This window comes from Methylicorpusculum sp., assembly GCF_030651835.1.
GTDB lineage: Bacteria > Pseudomonadota > Gammaproteobacteria > Methylococcales > Methylomonadaceae > Methylicorpusculum.
Genome location: NZ_JAUSBX010000148.1, coordinates 1 through 16,379 on the forward strand (window position 1 = coordinate 1; position 16,379 = coordinate 16,379).

The following is a 16,379-nucleotide window of genomic DNA, read 5'->3' on the forward strand; positions in this document are numbered from 1 at the left end:
CTCGCCCGCTTGAAATAGAAGGTGTAGGTGATTGATTGAAAAGGCTTCTGCAACAGGGATGTTGCAGAGAGCTACAAGGATGTATTCATGCGTCCTTTGAAATCAAGCACCTACACCCAATAAAATAGGAAGGGCTGAGCAGATACGCTTAAAGATCTAATCCAGTGAATATCGTTAGGGTTGGTCTTGCTGTGGTTCAGGATCAGTAGGCAGATCGGTTTTTTCAGAGTCTTCTGTTTCTTCAGGCTCATCCGAATCGGTAAGGCTGGGTGATAAATCGCCGCTGGTTTTGAAAATGTCTTCATGAAGCACTTGGCCGCGACTGTCCACGGTCAAATCAATATCGATATATTCATCCGGCCCTACCGTTTTCGTGCTTTCTATTTTGTATTTGAGATAGTTGTTTACCAGTATTTCTTCAATTTTCCGGATATCTTCCAGACTAAGGCGTTCCAGCACCGTTTTTTTGACGGTATCGGGTAATTCTTCAAATTCCATTTCAATACTTTCTTCGGCAATAACGGGAAATGCCGGGATGGCAAGCAGCAAGCACAACGAAAGAAAAATAGTTTTCATGATGGGTTTACGAATCGTTTTTTGAGTGGTTGATTGGACAAATCATTATTATCAAAATTTCGGCTTTACGAAATCAGTGATGCTTGTTGTTACTGATCGCATCAACGAAAGCCTGTAAAAATTTATCAGAATCTTTCAGTTGAATATCGCGCTGAGGGTATGGGATTTCGATGCCTTCTTGCCGAAATAGATCATCTATTTCAAAAAAAAGGTCACTCATGACAAGATTAACTTTTTCCACGTCAAACAAGAACGCACGCAGTTCCAAATTTAAGCCGCTTTCACCGTAACCCCTAAATAATACATTCGGTTCGGGATATTTTTGAATTTCAGGGTGTTTGGCTGCGGTTTTTAACAAAATCGCTTTTACTTTTTGAATGTCCGTTCCATAGGCAATCTGGACAGGAAGAATCAATCGTCCGGTTTGATTGGCGTGTGTCCAGTTCATCAGCGGTCGCGATATCAATTCGGAATTAGGAATAAACAGTGTGGCCCGATCCGATGTTTCAATTTCCGTGGCGCGGACATTTATTTTTTTGATGTGCCCTTTTTGATCACCAACCACCACCCAGTCGCCCACCTTGACAGGGCGTTCTATTAGCAAAATCAAACCGGAAACGAAATTGTTGACGACATTCTGAAGGCCAAAACCAATACCTACGGAGAGTGCGCCGGCAATCATCGCCAGGTTACTCAAATCGAGCCCCAGGGTGGAGATGGCTGCCATAAACGCAATGATAAATCCGACATAGCCCAATGCCGCGCGAATGGAATGTTGAATGCCCTTGTCAATCCGCGTGCGCGGCAAAATACGATGTTCCAGGGTACGTTGAGTAACGCGGGTGAGCAGCAACGTGCCGGCAAACAGGAAAATAGCCAGGAAAATATTGGAGATGGAAATGGTGACATCGCCTATTTTGAATCCGAGAAAGGCTTTGTAACCCCACTCCATTATGTCCTGACTGTCGACGCCCCAAATGATCAATACACCGACGAGGCCGATAAAGAACATGATAAAACTGAAGACCACTTTTATCCAAAATTCCAATATTTCTTTGCCATCCTGGTCCAGTTCCAGATTGGCCTGAATTTTGGCGCCGGTTTGACGGTCGGGATCCAATAATTCCTCAATCAATTCCATTCCCAGCGTTTTTATTGTGCTTAATAAAATATAAAGACCTGCCGTCAGAACAATTTGAGCGGCTAGCAATTTGGACATTGCAACATAACCGGCCAAGGCGGTAACCGGAATGGCCAATACCAGCAAGGCCATAATGATTCTTAAGCGTTGCCAGAGTTTCAGCGGATGTTCGTTTCTAAAGTTATGCTGAATGTCCGGTCGCCAGATGCTTTTCCGGATTACCAATGCAAACAGAAAGCCGCTGATCAGTAAGCCGGCCAAAAATTTGCGAATGACATTAAACTCAAGCGACGTTTTTTCCAGGGAAAAGTAATTGTCGAGAATCAAATCCGCTCCGAACAAAATACTCAGGCCGATGATGATCTTATGAACATACGCCGCATTATCAGTGCTGATCGGGATCAACCGCCAATGGGGGTCGTCGGGTGCCAACATCGAACGGCTGATACCGGTAACCAAATAAATCATGACCAGGACTGATAAAACGGTTTTGACCATAGGGGCCGGAAAAAATGAGGACAATGGCCCCGATTGCAGCAAGATAAATAGACCTATGGCGATGGTCATTGGAAACAGGGTCCGTGTAATAGCCAGGACCAGGCCCGCTCTTAATTTTTCGTAGTAAGAAGGTTCAGGGAGAGCTGCAATCCTGCCGTATCGCTTACGCAGCCAATTGCCTATGATCTTCATTAAGATCAGGATAGGAATCAGCGAGATAATCAGATAGGCCAAACCCGATTTGAAAGTACTATTGAAAGTTTCATCGGCTAGAAGCTGTTGATATTTGCTGATCTGTAGCTCATATTTTTCCAATGCTTCAGTACTGGCTTTAAGCCAGGCTTGGCCTGATAGAGGAGATAAGCTTCTGGAAAATATCTCTTTGGTAAAGCGGTTAAGCCTGATAGTGGATAAGCGTTCAATCAGATTGTCAGCGTTAATCTGAATCAGCTCCGTTTCTTTAACCTGACCGGTGGTTTCGGAGAGCGTGGCATTCAGCACCTCTCTTTTTCTGGCGATGGCTTTGGATTCTTTCAGGATGCCTTCTGCAGGCGGCGGTCCCAATTCTGTCAACTGTGTTTGATAGGTTTTTTGCTGCTCAGACAAGTCTATTTTGATAGTCTGCAGCTTCTTTTGCAGTTCCAAAAGTTGGGTACGCAAGGCAGATAAGCGATCATCGCTCAGGTTGGCATCGCTCAGCTCTTTTTCCACTTGATTCAGTTCATTGTTCCACTGCTGTGACAATTCATTAAAATTAAGCAGCTGGGAATTTTGCGCCAGCGTCGATGAGCTGATCAAAACAATCAAACAAAAAAGAAAAGAAGAGCAGTGCTTAAGCATTCAATGATTCCGGTCAGTCAACTATTACAGATTCAGGTGTTGCCCTGTTTTATTTTTGATTGCTAAGGATACAGCAATTCAGCGTGTTTTTTACGAATGGACAAAGGCAACAGCAATTCCCTGTTTGAAATTTTCAGCGTCATTTGGGGCAGGGAAAATCCTTTCGAGGAACGCCGTAAACCCTTCCTTGGAGCCTTGACAGCAGGAGCTCTGCTACTGACATCCTCAAAAAGCGTCACCCAGCCCTTTTCTCCTTCAAGTTGAGAATTGCTGCAAAGGCAGTTGGATTGAGTCGAAAACATAATTGGGCTTACTATCACACGCTTAAATGCCGGATAGACAGTTGATTATTGTGACGATGCGTCGTTGATAAGGTCCGTAGGGTTAACTTTTGACGTCAAAGTTCCCGTTTATCCTTTTAAAAGCCTAATCTTACCGACAAAAACATATGATTACACAATACAAACTTGAAATTTATAAGCGTTATAACGGTGATCCCGATGGCTGTTGTCTATCGGGAGATGAGAGGGAAAAGACCCTAATGAACGAGCATGACTGGTTTGAAATACAGGAGCTCGTTCAGAAAGTGACTTTGCTAAAACAAGGGTTGGTTTCTCAGGCGTTTGCTCAACAAATTAATCAAGCCATTCAATCTCAAACCGATAATGAAGAAACAGCTAAGCTTTTGAAAGACTTGGCATAGCTGTCAGTTGCCTCTTCTATGGGATTACCTTGAATTAATTAACGATCACACACATGATTTTCTTCGCTATCGCCCATTTCCGAGATCAGCGAGGGCAGCATGGCCGTTACTTGTTCGCCGCATTTTTTCATTTCTTCCATGGTCGGACTGACCGCGATTTCTTTGCCGAACGTAATGGCTTTTTGTTGAGCCGCATCGCGTTCTCCCGCTGAACAAAGCGCTTTTATTTCAACGTCCAGGGCCTTGGCTTGCTGGCCGATTTTTTTCATTTCCGCTTTATCCGTTTTTTGAATACACGATTGCATGGCTTTGAGCTGTTGTTTCATTTGTTCGAATTTTGCAGGGTCGATGTTTTGAGCAAAAACGGTTACTGGCAGCAGCAGGACAAGCAAGGTGGATATTTTGAACATAGTGGCTTCCTTTTTAACGTGGGCGAGTGAAAATCGGTGTTTAATACTAATTCATAAGTTAAAGAGTGAACAGGGATCATCCAAGAAACACCTTCATTTATTTACCACTGCTTAATTCTTTTGTTTTCCGGTTAAAATAGCCTAATTTCATTTTATTCAACGACAGATAGCTATGGAAAAAACATACGATCCGCATTCAATCGAACAACATTGGTACGCTATTTGGGAAGAGCAAAATCATTTTGCACCCAGCGAAGAAGGTGAATCCTATTGCATCATGATTCCGCCGCCCAATGTCACCGGAAGTTTGCACATGGGTCATGCTTTTCAGGATACGATCATGGATGCATTGACGCGCTATCACCGGATGCGCGGCTTCAGTACCTTATGGCAAGCCGGAACGGATCATGCCGGTATTGCTACGCAAATGGTCGTTGAACGGTTGATTAATACAGAAAATAAAACCCGGCATGATTACGGAAGAGAAAAGTTTGTCGAAAAAATTTGGGAATGGAAAGCGCAGTCCGGCGGTACCATCACTCAGCAATTACGGCGCATGGGCTCTTCTCTGGATTGGTCCAGGGAACGGTTTACCATGGATGATGGGATGTCCGAGGCGGTGGGTGAAGTTTTTATCAGGCTCTACGAAGAAGGCCTGATTTACCGGGGTAAACGTCTGGTCAATTGGGACCCGGTTTTACATTCGGCGGTTTCCGATCTGGAAGTGCTGTCCGAAGAGGAAAACGGCTCCATGTGGCATATGCGTTACCCTTTATCAAATGGTACAGGGTATTTGATTGTTGCGACGACGCGTCCGGAGACGCTGTTAGGTGATGCAGCTGTGGCGATTCATCCTAATGATGAGCGCTATAAACATCTGCTGGGTGAATATGTCGAATTGCCGTTAACAGGTCGTAAAATCCCGGTGATTGCCGATGAGTATGTGGATCCTGAATTCGGTACCGGTTGCGTCAAAATTACCCCTGCGCATGATTTTAATGATTATGAAGTCTGGACGCGGCATAGAAACACCTCGGCTATTCAGGCATTGCCGCATGGCGGCTTGATTAATATTTTTACAGCCGATGCGTGTATCAGAAATAACAAGGGCGATGAAGATTTTTTAATCCCTCACAAATACATGGGGATGGATCGTTTTGAGGCGAGAAGGGAAATCGTCTCCGATCTGGAAGCACAGGGTTTGCTGGAAAAAATTGTTGACCATAAATTAATGGTTCCGCGTGGCGATCGAACCAGTGCCGTGATTGAACCGTTTTTAACTGATCAGTGGTATGTCAAAGTGGCGCCTCTTGCCAAGCCGGCTATCGAAGCGGTAGAAAACGGCGATATCAAGTTTGTGCCGGATAACTGGAAAAACACTTATTTTGACTGGATGCGCAATATTCAGGATTGGTGTATTTCAAGGCAGATCTGGTGGGGACACCGCATTCCCGCCTGGTACGATGATAAAGGCAATATTTATGTGGGCCGTTCAGAGCGAGCCATACGCGAACAACATAAGCTGCCGGATGATTATCCTTTAAAGCAGGACGAGGATGTGCTGGATACCTGGTTCTCATCAGCATTGTGGCCATTTTCAACATTAGGCTGGCCGGAACAAACACCGGAATTGGGCAAACATTATCCGACCAGCGTTTTGGTAACCGGTTTCGATATCATCTTTTTCTGGGTGGCCCGGATGATTATGATGGGCCTTAAATTTCAGGGGCAGGTGCCTTTCAGGGAAGTGTATATACATGGCCTGGTGCGGGATGCGGAAGGGCAGAAAATGTCCAAATCCAAAGGCAATGTGCTGGATCCTATCGATCTGATCGACGGTATCGATTTGGAAGCGCTGGTTGAAAAGCGCATTTCCGGAATGATGCAGCCGCATTTGGCCAAGAAAATAGAAACGGTTACCCGTAAACAATTTCCAGACGGTATTCCGTCTTATGGGACCGATGCCTTGCGTTTCACGTTTGCTTCTCTGGCCTCAACCGGGCGCGATATCCGCTTTGATTTGGCGCGTACCGAAGGTTATCGCAATTTCTGCAACAAACTCTGGAATGCCGCCCGTTATGTATTGATGAATACGGAAGAACAGGATAATGGCTTATCCGGTCTTCCTTGTGAATACACCCAAGTCGATCGCTGGATAATGTCCCGCTTGCAGCAGCAAATTGCTGCAACACGGCAGTCGATCGATAATTACCGCTTCGATTTGGCCGCGCAGGCACTTTACGATTTTACCTGGAACGAATATTGTGACTGGTATCTGGAATTGGCCAAGATCTCGCTGCAGTCTGAAAATGAAGCCGTTCAACGCGGAACAAGGCAGACTTTGGTGTCGGTTCTGGAGACCGTTTTACGGTTGGCTCATCCCATCATGCCTTTTATTACTGAGGAAATATGGCAGCGCGTTGCGCCGTTAGCGGGGATTAATGGTCCTACCATCATGCGTCAATCCTATCCTGAGACCGATGCATCCCTTATTGATACGGCAGCCATTGCTGAAATTGAATGGGTGATGGCATTTATTCTCGGCGTACGCAGAATCCGCGGCGAAATGAATATCGCACCAGGAAAGCCGTTGCCGGTTTTGATTCAAAACGGCACGGCTACCGATCAGGCGATGCTGGAAAACAGTCAGGCTTATTTGAAAAAATTAGGCAGACTTGAGGCTATCACCTGGCTCGGTTTAGATGAAATGGCTCCCGAATCGGCAATTGCACTGGTGGGCGAGATGAAGATTTTAATTCCGATGGCGGGCCTGATCGATAAACAGGCGGAATTGATCCGGCTGGATAAGGAGATTCAGCGCATCAGTAAAGAGTTGCCGCGTATCGAAGGCAAGTTGAATAATCCAAGTTTTGTCGATAAGGCGCCTGCTGAGGTCATCGTTAAAGAAAAAAACAAGCTGGCCGATTTACAGTCTACACTTAGAAGTCTCGAAGAACAGGTGCTTAAAATAAAGGCCCTTTAAAGATGGCTTACAGGTAAACCGGAGTATCTAATGACAAACTGGCGTGTGGCGTCTACCCCGCCTTTTTGTCATAAACCTTCACCGAAGGCTGCCGTTGGCCTTGACGTTAAATGAACAAAGCGAGTTATGGTGACCAATAATCCTGACCAACAGCTAGGTGGTCTTTCGAGATGCTTGATTCAGGCCGGCTTGGTTTCTGAGGCGGAAATGCTGGCTCACATGCAGGCAGCAAAAAAAGCAAAAATCTCGTTAATTAACTACCTGGTTTCCAATAAAGTTGTAAGCAGTAAAGCTATTGCAGAGCGTGCTTCAGTAGAATTCGGCTTGCCGCAATTCGATCTTAGTGCCATTGATGTCAAGAGTCTGCCGATTGCCCTGGTTACTGAAAAACTGATCAGAAAGCATCACGCTCTGCCTTTGCTCAAGCGGGGGAATCGGCTGTTTCTGGCCATATCTGACGCCAGCAATTTTCAGGCACAAGATGAAATAAAGTTCCATACCCGGCTGAATATTGACACCATTCTGGTTGAAGAAGATAAGCTGGGCAAAGCGATAGACTCAGCACTGGAAGCTGCCGAAACGATGATGACGGATCTACTGGATTCGGATTTGGATAATCTGGAAATAACCGGTGGTGATCAGGATAACTTAAAGGACGAAACCGGGCCTGAAGTAGATGATGGTCCTATTGTCAGGTTTGTGAATAAAATTCTGCTGGATGCAATTAAAAAAGGCGTTTCGGATATCCATCTTGAACCGTATGAAAAATCCTTTCGTATTCGATACCGCGGCGATGGCATGTTATATGAAGTAGCCAGTCCTCCTTCAAATATTTCTAATCGTATTATTTCCAGATTAAAGGTAATGGCCAGAATGGATATTGCCGAGCGGCGTATTCCTCAGGATGGTCGGATTAAGATGGCCTTATCTAAAACGCGCGCCATTGATTTTCGGGTCAATACCTGCCCGACGCTGTTTGGTGAAAAGGTGGTGTTGCGGATTCTGGATCCGACCAGCGCTCAGCTTGGCATAGAAAAACTGGGATTCGAGCCCATACAACAACAACGATTTTTGGAAGCCATCCATAGACCTTATGGGATGGTGCTGGTTACAGGGCCAACCGGAAGCGGTAAAACCGTTACGCTTTATACCGGCTTGAATATCTTGAACAGTGTCGAACGAAATATATCGACAGCAGAGGATCCGGTTGAAATCACGGTTCCGGGCATTAATCAGGTGAATGTTAACCCTAAAGCGGGATTAACCTTTGCTACCGCGTTAAGAGCTTTTTTGCGGCAAGATCCCGATATCATTATGGTGGGCGAAATTCGAGACTTGGAAACAGCGGAAATTGCTGTTAAAGCCGCTCAAACAGGGCATTTGGTATTATCCACGCTGCATACGAACGATGCGCCGCAAACCTTGAACCGTCTTGTGCAAATGGGAATACCACCCTTCAATATTGTCTCGGCGGTAAACTTGATTATGGCGCAACGGTTGGCTAGGCGCTTGTGCGAAAGCTGTAAGGCCCGCGTTAATCTTCCCGAAGTGGCGCTTTTATCGGCCGGCTTTTTAGAAGATGAAGTTAAAGACCTCAAGTTATACGGGCCGGTCGGTTGTGAACATTGCACTGCCGGTTATAAAGGCCGGGTGGGTATTTATCAGGTGATGCCTATCAGTGAAGGCATGCGTAAATTAATTTTAGAAGGCGGCAATACACTGGAATTGGCTATTCAGGCCAAAGCGGAGGGCTTTAACGATTTGCGCAGATCCGGTTTGGAAAAAGTCAAGCAAGGTGTTACTAGTCTTGAAGAAGTCGATCGAGTGACCAAGGAATAACGATGGCAGAATCTAAAGCGACAGAACAAATTGATTTTATTTGGGATGGTAAAGACAAGAATGGCATGCGGACCAAAGGCCAAATTGCTTCCAAATCCGAAGCCGTTGCACGTTCGGATCTACGGCAAATGGGTGTCCGTGTCATTAGTATCAAGAAAAAGCCCAAGCCTTTGTTCGGTGCAAAAGTTCAAAAAATCACACCTGGCGACATCGCCATTTTCAGCCGCCAATTGGCAACCATGCTTGAGGCCGGTGTGCCTTTGGTTCAGTCCTTTGACATTATTGGCAAGGGTCATGAAAACGCCAGTATGCAGCATTTGTTATTGAGCATTAAAGCCGATATTGAGGGCGGCAGCACGCTGGCAGAGGCGTTAAAGAAAAATCCTATTTATTTTGATGAACTATTCTGTAATCTTGTTGAGGCGGGTGAACATGCCGGTGTTTTGGAAACCTTGCTGGATAAAATAGCCACCTACAAGGAAAAGACAGAATCCCTCAAGAAAAAAATCAAGAAAGCACTGACTTACCCTATTGCGGTCCTGGTCGTTGCGTTTGTTGTCACCGCCATTCTGTTGATTTTTGTTGTTCCGGTGTTTGAAGAATTATTTCAAGGTTTCGGGGCTGATTTGCCGGCCTTCACAAGAATGGTTATCGATCTGTCGGAATGGATGCAGGCTTGGTGGTGGGTCATCGTTGCTGCTGTTTTCGGCTGTGTTTATACCTTTGGCTACTTTAAAAAACGTTCCCGCAAATTTAATCACGCTTTGGATAGGACTTTGCTGAAAATTCCTGTAGTCGGTCTTATTCTGAACAAATCAGCCGTCGCACGTTTTGCCAGAACCTTATCGACCATGTCGGCGGCAGGTGTGCCCTTGGTAGAGGCCTTGGAATCGGTAGCGGGCTCTTGCGGCAACATCATTTATGCCGATGCCGTGCTTAAAATGCGTGAAGAAGTATCGACCGGTCAACGGCTTCAGTATGCTATGCAGCAAACCGCGCTGTTTCCTCACATGGTCGTGCAAATGGTGGCAATCGGAGAAGAGTCGGGATCTATCGATACGATGCTGACAAAAGTGGCGGATTTTTTTGAAGAGGAAGTGGATAACCTAGTCGATAATTTAAGCAGCTTGATGGAGCCTATTATCATGTCGGTATTAGGCGTTTTAGTAGGCGGTTTAATCGTGGCGATGTATTTACCTATATTCAAAATGGGCGCAGCGGTCGGTTAAGCGCTTTTCACTGGATGACTTCATGATGCCCTTGGTCGATACTATTGCAATCAATCCCATCCTTTTAATCGTGATAGTGGGACTGGTTGGTTTGCTGGTAGGCAGTTTTTTAAACGTAGTCATTTACCGCCTGCCGATTATGATGAAGCGCGATTGGCGAAATGAATGTGCTGAATTTTTAAACCTGCCCGCTGAACGATCACAAGATGATAGTGATTTCAATCTTGTTTTCCCCTTATCCCGGTGTCCTCACTGCAGTACACCCATCAAGCCCTATCAGAATATTCCGGTGATCAGTTTCCTTGTCATGAAAGGTCGCTGCGCGCATTGTCATGAGCCGATTGCTCTGCGTTATCCATTGATTGAAGCTTTGACCGGCTTATGTTCAGCCTTGATTGCCTGGCGTTTCGGTTATTCTCCGGAAATGGGCGCCGCCTTATTCATGACCTGGGCTCTGATAGCGCTCAGCGCTATTGACTTGGAGCATCAACTGCTGCCCGACTCGATTACTTTACCGTTGCTATGGTCCGGTTTGTTTTTAAGCCTGTTTAATGTTTTTGCCGATAGTCAATCCAGCATCATTGGAGCGATTGCCGGTTACCTGTGCCTCTGGTTTGTTTATCATGGCTTTAAGCTGCTTACCGGCAAAGAGGGTATGGGTTACGGGGATTTTAAATTGCTGGCAGCATTCGGGGCTTGGCTGGGCTGGCAGTATTTGACCATGATCATTCTTCTCTCGTCGGTTACCGGAGCATTAATCGGAATGGCCATGATCATTTTTGTCAGGCACGACAAAAACGTTCCCATTCCGTTCGGCCCTTATCTGGCGATCGCAGGCTGGATAGCCTTGCTGTGGGGCGATAAGATCAATCAGTTTTATCTCAATGCAACCGGTTTATAGCTGAATGTTGAGAATCGGTTTAACGGGCGGAATTGGTTCGGGTAAGACGACAGTCGCGTCCCTATTTTCAGAGCAAGGTGTTCCTATCATTGATGCGGATGAATTGGCCAAAGCGTTCGTCGAGCCAGGTCAGCCTGCATTGGTCAAGATTGCGCAGACTTTTGGCGAGGCCATGATTGATGCTGAAGGAAATCTGGACAGGGGAGCCATGAGAAATCTTGTCTTTGCAGATGATAAGCAAAAGAAAAAACTGGAAGCCATTCTTCATCCCTTGGTGCGTGACCGCATAGTATCGGCGGTAGAAGAACTGACGGGGCCTTATTGTATTATTTGTGTGCCCTTGTTGTTTGAATCGGGGATGGATGATTTGGTCGATAGGGTCCTGGTTGTAGATTGCCCGGTAACTATGCAAATAGAGCGGGTGAAAAAACGTAATCAACTGAGCGAGCCGGTTATTCTTGCTATTATTGCCGCTCAGCTTTCCCGTGAATCACGCAATGCCAGGGCTGATGAGCTCATTGATAATGCCTGCGACAATTCTCAACTTGCAGAACAAGTCAAAAAACTGCACAATTTATATCTTTCGCTAAGCCTGAAGCAGGATAACGTTGTCAGTGAATACCGATATAGTGTATGAGTTTCCTCTCAATGAACGGATTCGAATTTTCATCCGGCTTGAATTACTGTTTAATCAGCTCAGTCACTTTCTTGAGGGTAATACCGAATTTGATAGACGAGCAGCTATCGATTCTCTCCTGGATATTCTTACTATTTTTAGTCGTAACGACCTCAAATCGGAAATTCTTAAAGAATTGGACCGTCATGGCAAGGTGCTTAACCAACTGGCTAACACCGAGGGTGTGGACACTGAAAAGCTCGTTGATATTTTGGCTGAATTAAATCAGATCAGTAAAAGCCTGTATGCCGATAACGGCAAGATTGGCATTAAAGTGATGGAGAGCGATTTATTTCAAAGTATTTCGCAGCGCAGTTCCATACCGGGCGGTACCTGTTCTTTTGATTTGCCGGCGTTTCATTATTGGCTGGAGCAAGATGAAGAAGTTCAGTCTATGGCCCTGGATCAGTGGACAAAACCTTTTGCCGATATCCGAAAGGCAATCAATCTAATCATGGGCTTTATTCGCCAGAGCACACGGCCGGTGGAAAAAATGGCCCCTGCGGGGTTTTTCCAGTTACCGTTGGACAAGAGTCTGCCATTGCAATTATTACGTATCAATGTGGCGCGTGACATTCCTTGTTTTGCTGAAATCAGTGGCGGAAAACACCGGTTCACGATTCGATTTATGGTGCCGTCTGTCGATGGGTCCAGGCCAACTCAAACGCCCGATAACATCCCTTTTTTGTTAACCTGCTGCCAGTTCTGAATGGATAGCACGGATAAACCTTTAACGGTCAAGTGTCCGCAATGCAAACGTGCCGTGCCATGGGCTCAGGATCAGCTCTTCAAGCCTTTCTGCAGTGAGCGCTGTAAACTGATTGATTTAGGTGAATGGGCTGCCGAGGAAAAAAGGATTCCCGGGGAGCCCGTTTATGATGAGAACGGACTCGAAGATACTTTTTACCATTAATTCTTTAGCGGCTCAGCTTAAAAAGGTACGGATGCCTGATATACCTTGTCCGCCCATTTTCCTGGCTGTGTCAAGCGATTCCCTGGATACGCCTCCCAACGCATAAACCGGTATGTTAATCGGACCTACCCATTCGTGAAATTTCTGCCAGCCCAACGAGGCCGCAGTGGGATGAGTGAGTGTCGGTAAGACGGGCGCAAGGACAGCAAAATCAAGCCCCAGTCTTTGTGCCTGTAATAATTCTGCAGGATTATGGCAGGACGCAGCAACCCAGCCCTTGACCGGTGGTTTTTGGGTCAATGCCATTAAATGCCGGCTGGTCAGATGCACCCCGTCAGCCGTTAACTTTTCAAAGCCTGCTACACCGGAGTTAATGAGTAAGCTGGCTCCTTTAGCACGGCACAAAGGTTGCGCGTTAGCGAAAAATTCGGTGACTTGTTGTGATGTTAACGATTTTAGCCGGGCTTGTATCAAAGTAACCCTTTGTTCCAGTATTTTATCCAGGCGAGTGAGTAATGACTGCTCCTCTTCATCGTCAAGAATCGCATAATAGGGCGGTAGTCTGACCGCTGAAATAATGGGTTTATTGGCTTCAGGAAAAGCAAAGTCTGTCAGTTTGTCCGGTAAAACCCATTGGATTGGTTGGTCTTCCCGGCCATGCGCTTCGCCGCTAAACGTATCGACCCGCCAGACATCCAGATTGACGCTTAAGTCCGTGTAATCATGATGGATGTTGATCAGCGGTGATGCCGCCTCGACCTGAATAGCCAATTCTTCATAAAGCTCGCGTTTGAGGGCTTGTTGAACAGTTTCGCCTGCTTCAACTTTTCCACCTGGAAACTCCCATAAATCACCTTGATGAACCGTTGGTGGACGCAAAGAAATAAGTATTTCGCCAAGCGCATTCGTTATTACGCCTACCGCTACATGCAAAGCAGCTTTCATTCGTCTTTACCAAGCCAGGGTTTTGAGTCCAGTCTGATTAACATCACGTTCTGTATTCCGCGTTAATTCTTACATAATCGTAGGAAAAGTCGCAGGTGAGAATTTCCTGCCTGGCTTGGCCGCGGCCTAGTGATACCGTAACCGATATTTCCTCCTGGTTCATGACGTGTTGTCCGGCCGCTTCTGTGTAACCCGCAGCGCGTTCACCGGCTTTGACGATGCAAACGTCACCCAGATAAATATCGACAGCTTCCAGCACCATATCGTCAATGCCCGAGCGGCCGACCGCAGCAAGAATGCGTCCCCAGTTAGGATCGCTGGCGAAAAACGCGGTTTTGACCAATGGCGAATGAGCAATGGTTTTGCCTACTCTGACCGCTTCCTCATCACTCGCGGCAGAGGTCACGACGATGCGCATGAGTTTGGTTGCGCCTTCGCCATCTCGCACAATAGCCTCAGCCAGTTCTTTGCATATTGCCAAAACGGCTTGCGAAAATACTTTATAGGCTGGCGTGCCTGCCTGCAGTTCAGGTGCCTCTGAGGCGCCACTGGCCATTAGAACGCAAGCGTCGTTGGTCGAGGTGTCGCCATCGACAGTAATGCGGTTAAATGATTGCTCAGTCGCCTCTGTCAGGCATTCCTGTAATAACGGTTGGATAATTTTGGCGTCGGTTGCGATAAATGCCAGCATCGTTGCCATGTTCGGCTGAATCATGCCCGCACCTTTGGAAATGCCGGATATCGTGATGGACTTTCCTTCAATTTCAATAATTTTCGAGGCGCCTTTGGCAAAGGTGTCGGTGGTCATGATTGCGCGAGCGGCTTTTTCCCAATGATTGATGGATAGATCTTTGACTGCCGAGGGTAAAGCGGCCTGAATTTTATCGACACGCAAGGGTTCGCCGATGACGCCGGTTGAAAAGGGGAGGACTTGATCGGCATCGCCATTGACCCATTTGGCCAATCCTGCGCAGCTTGACAGCGCGTTTTCAATGCCTGATGCACCGGTGCCGGCATTGGCATTGCCGGAATTGATCAGCAGCCAGCGAGGGCTTTTTGACAAATGCGCTTTGGCGACGTGAACCGGCGCCGCGCAAAACGCATTTTGTGTAAATACTGCCGCGCAAGTTGAATCCGTAGCCATTTCGACAACCAATAAATCATCGCGAACGGTTTGTTTAATGCCCGCACAAGTTGTTCCTAAGGTAATGCCTGCTACCGGATGCATGAGTGGAAACGGCAAAGCGCCTACTGCCATAAATTGTTACCTCGTAATTGTTAGGAATGGTTTTTTCGGAAGGGTGCTAGCTTATTGATACAGGACGTTATATGCAATAAGTGGTTATAAAAGATTACCTAAATTCACTGATGATGGCGGTCGCTAAACTTGTTGTATTGAAAGGATCCTTCGGTGGCTTGAGTCATTGGGGCGTGATTCCCAATAAAATTAGGGTTTTTCGCATAGTTGTGAGTCATATCACATAATTTTATTTCAATAAACAAAGTATTGGCTGTTCTCAGGGCAGGTAATTCAACTATTTTTTATGTTGGCACTTTATTTGCTTTAATGTTGGTTGAGGTTGATAAGTGATTGAATAAAAATGTTATTTTTTCCAAAAGCTTCGGTTGAATTCGTGAACGTTACCATCTGAAATTGACCGCTACGGAACAGATTTAACTGTCAATCAGATTTAGGTGCAGCAAAAAATAATTAAATGACTATCAGGAGAAAATTAAAGTGACTCAATTTAAAAAACTGGCTATCGCGAGCGCAATTGCCGCTTCACTCATGAGTGCAACGTCTGCTGAAGCACATGTTACTTATCATCTTTCGGCTACAGGTGGTGAGGCACCCAATGTCAATGGTTCTACGACAACTGGTAGTTGGACAGAAGGGTCTCCCGTCGATCAAGGCTATGTGGGTAACTTACCCACAACGTGGTTAGCCAATATTCACCATTACAATACTGTATACGAAGTCTCTGCAGAGGACGCCATCACTAATCATGGTGCTTCTAACGATTTTGTTTTGGCATCATTAGCCAATAGATGGAATCCAACCAGAAGCTGGGGCAACGCTTTGGATTACGGCCTGGTCAATTTAGAAGTAGCCGGCCACTTGACGGTTACTGTGGCGGCCGACTCCGGTTTCGAATCAACTTTTGCGCCGGGTTTCACGTTGTGGAGTGGCTGGGGTGATGCCGGTACCGGTAACAAACATGGCGCGTGGAATGGACCTACCGCGGCATTACCGGACAGAAACCCCAGCAACCCCGGATCGCTCGGCGTTACCGGCATCAGCTATATTGGGCATGCAGCCACTTCAGCTGAAGGGGGTTTAGCAACTTATACCTTTACAAATCTGGCTGCAGGTCAATACAGCTTATGGATTGGCGGAAACGGACCAACCGGAACGACTGTTGGGTCACAAACTTATGTTGCCAGCTTGACTGCCTCTCCAGTTCCGATGCCCGCAGCAGTCTGGTTCATGGGAAGTGGCTTGGTTGGCTTGGTCGGACTGCGTCGCCGCACAGCGAATGTAGTCGCTTAAATACGGACCAAAAGCGATACTTAGGTGTAACTTCTCGCCCGCTTGAAATAGAAGGTGTAGGTGATTGATTGAAAAGGCTTCTGCAACAGGGATGTTGCAGAGAGCTACAAGGATGTATTCATGCGTCCTTTGAAATCAAGCACCTACACCCAATAAAATAGGAAGGGCTGAGCA

14 protein-coding genes are annotated in these 16,379 nt (G+C 46.4%); 9 read left to right on the plus strand and 5 right to left on the minus strand.

Going from position 1 to position 16,379, the window contains the following annotated elements:
• Window positions 1-174: 174 nt before the first annotated feature.
• Both Q7V32_RS19015 and Q7V32_RS19020 read right to left on the minus strand, forming a co-directional pair.
• Window positions 175-576 (minus strand): hypothetical protein, encoded by a 402-nt coding sequence (locus tag Q7V32_RS19015; RefSeq protein ID WP_304898556.1) that lies wholly within the window; start codon window positions 574-576, stop codon window positions 175-177.
• A 73-nt stretch (window positions 577-649) separates the two neighbouring features.
• A complete protein-coding gene (locus Q7V32_RS19020; RefSeq protein WP_304898557.1) occupies window positions 650-3,055 on the minus strand; it encodes a DUF3772 domain-containing protein in 2,406 nt (801 codons plus the stop codon).
• A 448-nt stretch (window positions 3,056-3,503) separates the two neighbouring features.
• Between Q7V32_RS19020 and Q7V32_RS19025 the strand changes: the two genes are divergently transcribed.
• Window positions 3,504-3,758, plus strand: a complete 255-nt coding sequence (locus Q7V32_RS19025) for a hypothetical protein (RefSeq protein ID WP_304898558.1) — start codon at window positions 3,504-3,506, stop codon at window positions 3,756-3,758.
• A gap of 38 nt (window positions 3,759-3,796) precedes the next feature.
• Here Q7V32_RS19025 and Q7V32_RS19030 read toward each other — a convergent pair whose 3' ends face one another.
• Entirely contained in the window at window positions 3,797-4,168 is a 372-nt protein-coding gene (locus Q7V32_RS19030) for a hypothetical protein (protein WP_304898559.1), read from the minus strand.
• Window positions 4,169-4,340: 172 nt separating this feature from the next.
• Between Q7V32_RS19030 and Q7V32_RS19035 the strand changes: the two genes are divergently transcribed.
• The 7 genes from Q7V32_RS19035 to yacG all read left to right on the plus strand — a co-directional run bounded on the left by Q7V32_RS19035 (window position 4,341) and on the right by yacG (window position 12,709).
• The gene (locus tag Q7V32_RS19035; protein WP_304898560.1) at window positions 4,341-7,151 is read left to right on the plus strand and encodes a valine--tRNA ligase; all 2,811 of its coding nucleotides are present in this window, start codon (window positions 4,341-4,343) and stop codon (window positions 7,149-7,151) included.
• 126 nt (window positions 7,152-7,277) lie between these two features.
• A complete protein-coding gene (pilB, locus tag Q7V32_RS19040) occupies window positions 7,278-8,990 on the plus strand; it encodes a type IV-A pilus assembly ATPase PilB (RefSeq protein ID WP_304898561.1) in 1,713 nt (570 codons plus the stop codon).
• Window positions 8,991-8,992: 2 nt separating this feature from the next.
• A complete protein-coding gene (locus Q7V32_RS19045; protein WP_304898562.1) occupies window positions 8,993-10,219 on the plus strand; it encodes a type II secretion system F family protein in 1,227 nt (408 codons plus the stop codon).
• Window positions 10,220-10,241: 22 nt separating this feature from the next.
• Window positions 10,242-11,120, plus strand: coding sequence for an A24 family peptidase (locus Q7V32_RS19050; RefSeq protein ID WP_370691485.1), 879 nt, complete (start codon window positions 10,242-10,244; stop codon window positions 11,118-11,120).
• Between the two features lie 4 nt (window positions 11,121-11,124).
• Window positions 11,125-11,757 carry a dephospho-CoA kinase gene (gene coaE, locus Q7V32_RS19055; protein WP_304898563.1) on the plus strand — a complete coding sequence of 211 codons (633 nt, stop codon included), beginning with the start codon at window positions 11,125-11,127 and terminating at the stop codon, window positions 11,755-11,757.
• The gene (zapD, locus tag Q7V32_RS19060) at window positions 11,735-12,505 is read left to right on the plus strand and encodes a cell division protein ZapD (RefSeq protein ID WP_304898564.1); all 771 of its coding nucleotides are present in this window, start codon (window positions 11,735-11,737) and stop codon (window positions 12,503-12,505) included. The genes coaE and zapD overlap by 23 nt, the downstream gene beginning before the upstream one ends.
• Entirely contained in the window at window positions 12,506-12,709 is a 204-nt protein-coding gene (gene yacG / locus Q7V32_RS19065; RefSeq protein ID WP_304898565.1) for a DNA gyrase inhibitor YacG, read from the plus strand.
• Between the two features lie 12 nt (window positions 12,710-12,721).
• On the opposite strand, the gene Q7V32_RS19070 is transcribed toward yacG, so the two are convergent.
• Complete coding sequence (locus tag Q7V32_RS19070; RefSeq protein WP_304898566.1) at window positions 12,722-13,654, minus strand: Nudix family hydrolase; 933 nt, start codon at window positions 13,652-13,654, stop codon at window positions 12,722-12,724.
• 43 nt (window positions 13,655-13,697) lie between these two features.
• Entirely contained in the window at window positions 13,698-14,912 is a 1,215-nt protein-coding gene (argJ, locus tag Q7V32_RS19075) for a bifunctional glutamate N-acetyltransferase/amino-acid acetyltransferase ArgJ (RefSeq protein ID WP_304898567.1), read from the minus strand.
• Window positions 14,913-15,392: 480 nt separating this feature from the next.
• Here argJ and Q7V32_RS19080 point away from each other — a divergent pair, with 480 nt between their 5' ends.
• The gene (locus Q7V32_RS19080) at window positions 15,393-16,205 is read left to right on the plus strand and encodes a VPLPA-CTERM sorting domain-containing protein (protein WP_304898568.1); all 813 of its coding nucleotides are present in this window, start codon (window positions 15,393-15,395) and stop codon (window positions 16,203-16,205) included.
• Window positions 16,206-16,379 lie beyond the last annotated feature (174 nt).

Coding starts and splice junctions, on each gene's coding strand:
- Q7V32_RS19020 (WP_304898557.1), bottom strand. CDS start 3,055: ATGCTTAAGCACTGCTCTTCTTTTCTTTTTTGTTTGATTGTTTTGATC.
- Q7V32_RS19030 (WP_304898559.1), bottom strand. CDS start 4,168: ATGTTCAAAATATCCACCTTGCTTGTCCTGCTGCTGCCAGTAACCGTT.
- pilB (WP_304898561.1), top strand. CDS start 7,278: ATGGTGACCAATAATCCTGACCAACAGCTAGGTGGTCTTTCGAGATGC.
- Q7V32_RS19050 (WP_370691485.1), top strand. CDS start 10,242: ATGATGCCCTTGGTCGATACTATTGCAATCAATCCCATCCTTTTAATC.
- argJ (WP_304898567.1), bottom strand. CDS start 14,912: ATGGCAGTAGGCGCTTTGCCGTTTCCACTCATGCATCCGGTAGCAGGC.
- Q7V32_RS19070 (WP_304898566.1), bottom strand. CDS start 13,654: ATGAAAGCTGCTTTGCATGTAGCGGTAGGCGTAATAACGAATGCGCTT.
- Q7V32_RS19045 (WP_304898562.1), top strand. CDS start 8,993: ATGGCAGAATCTAAAGCGACAGAACAAATTGATTTTATTTGGGATGGT.
- coaE (WP_304898563.1), top strand. CDS start 11,125: ATGTTGAGAATCGGTTTAACGGGCGGAATTGGTTCGGGTAAGACGACA.
- Q7V32_RS19015 (WP_304898556.1), bottom strand. CDS start 576: ATGAAAACTATTTTTCTTTCGTTGTGCTTGCTGCTTGCCATCCCGGCA.
- Q7V32_RS19025 (WP_304898558.1), top strand. CDS start 3,504: ATGATTACACAATACAAACTTGAAATTTATAAGCGTTATAACGGTGAT.
- Q7V32_RS19035 (WP_304898560.1), top strand. CDS start 4,341: ATGGAAAAAACATACGATCCGCATTCAATCGAACAACATTGGTACGCT.
- yacG (WP_304898565.1), top strand. CDS start 12,506: ATGGATAGCACGGATAAACCTTTAACGGTCAAGTGTCCGCAATGCAAA.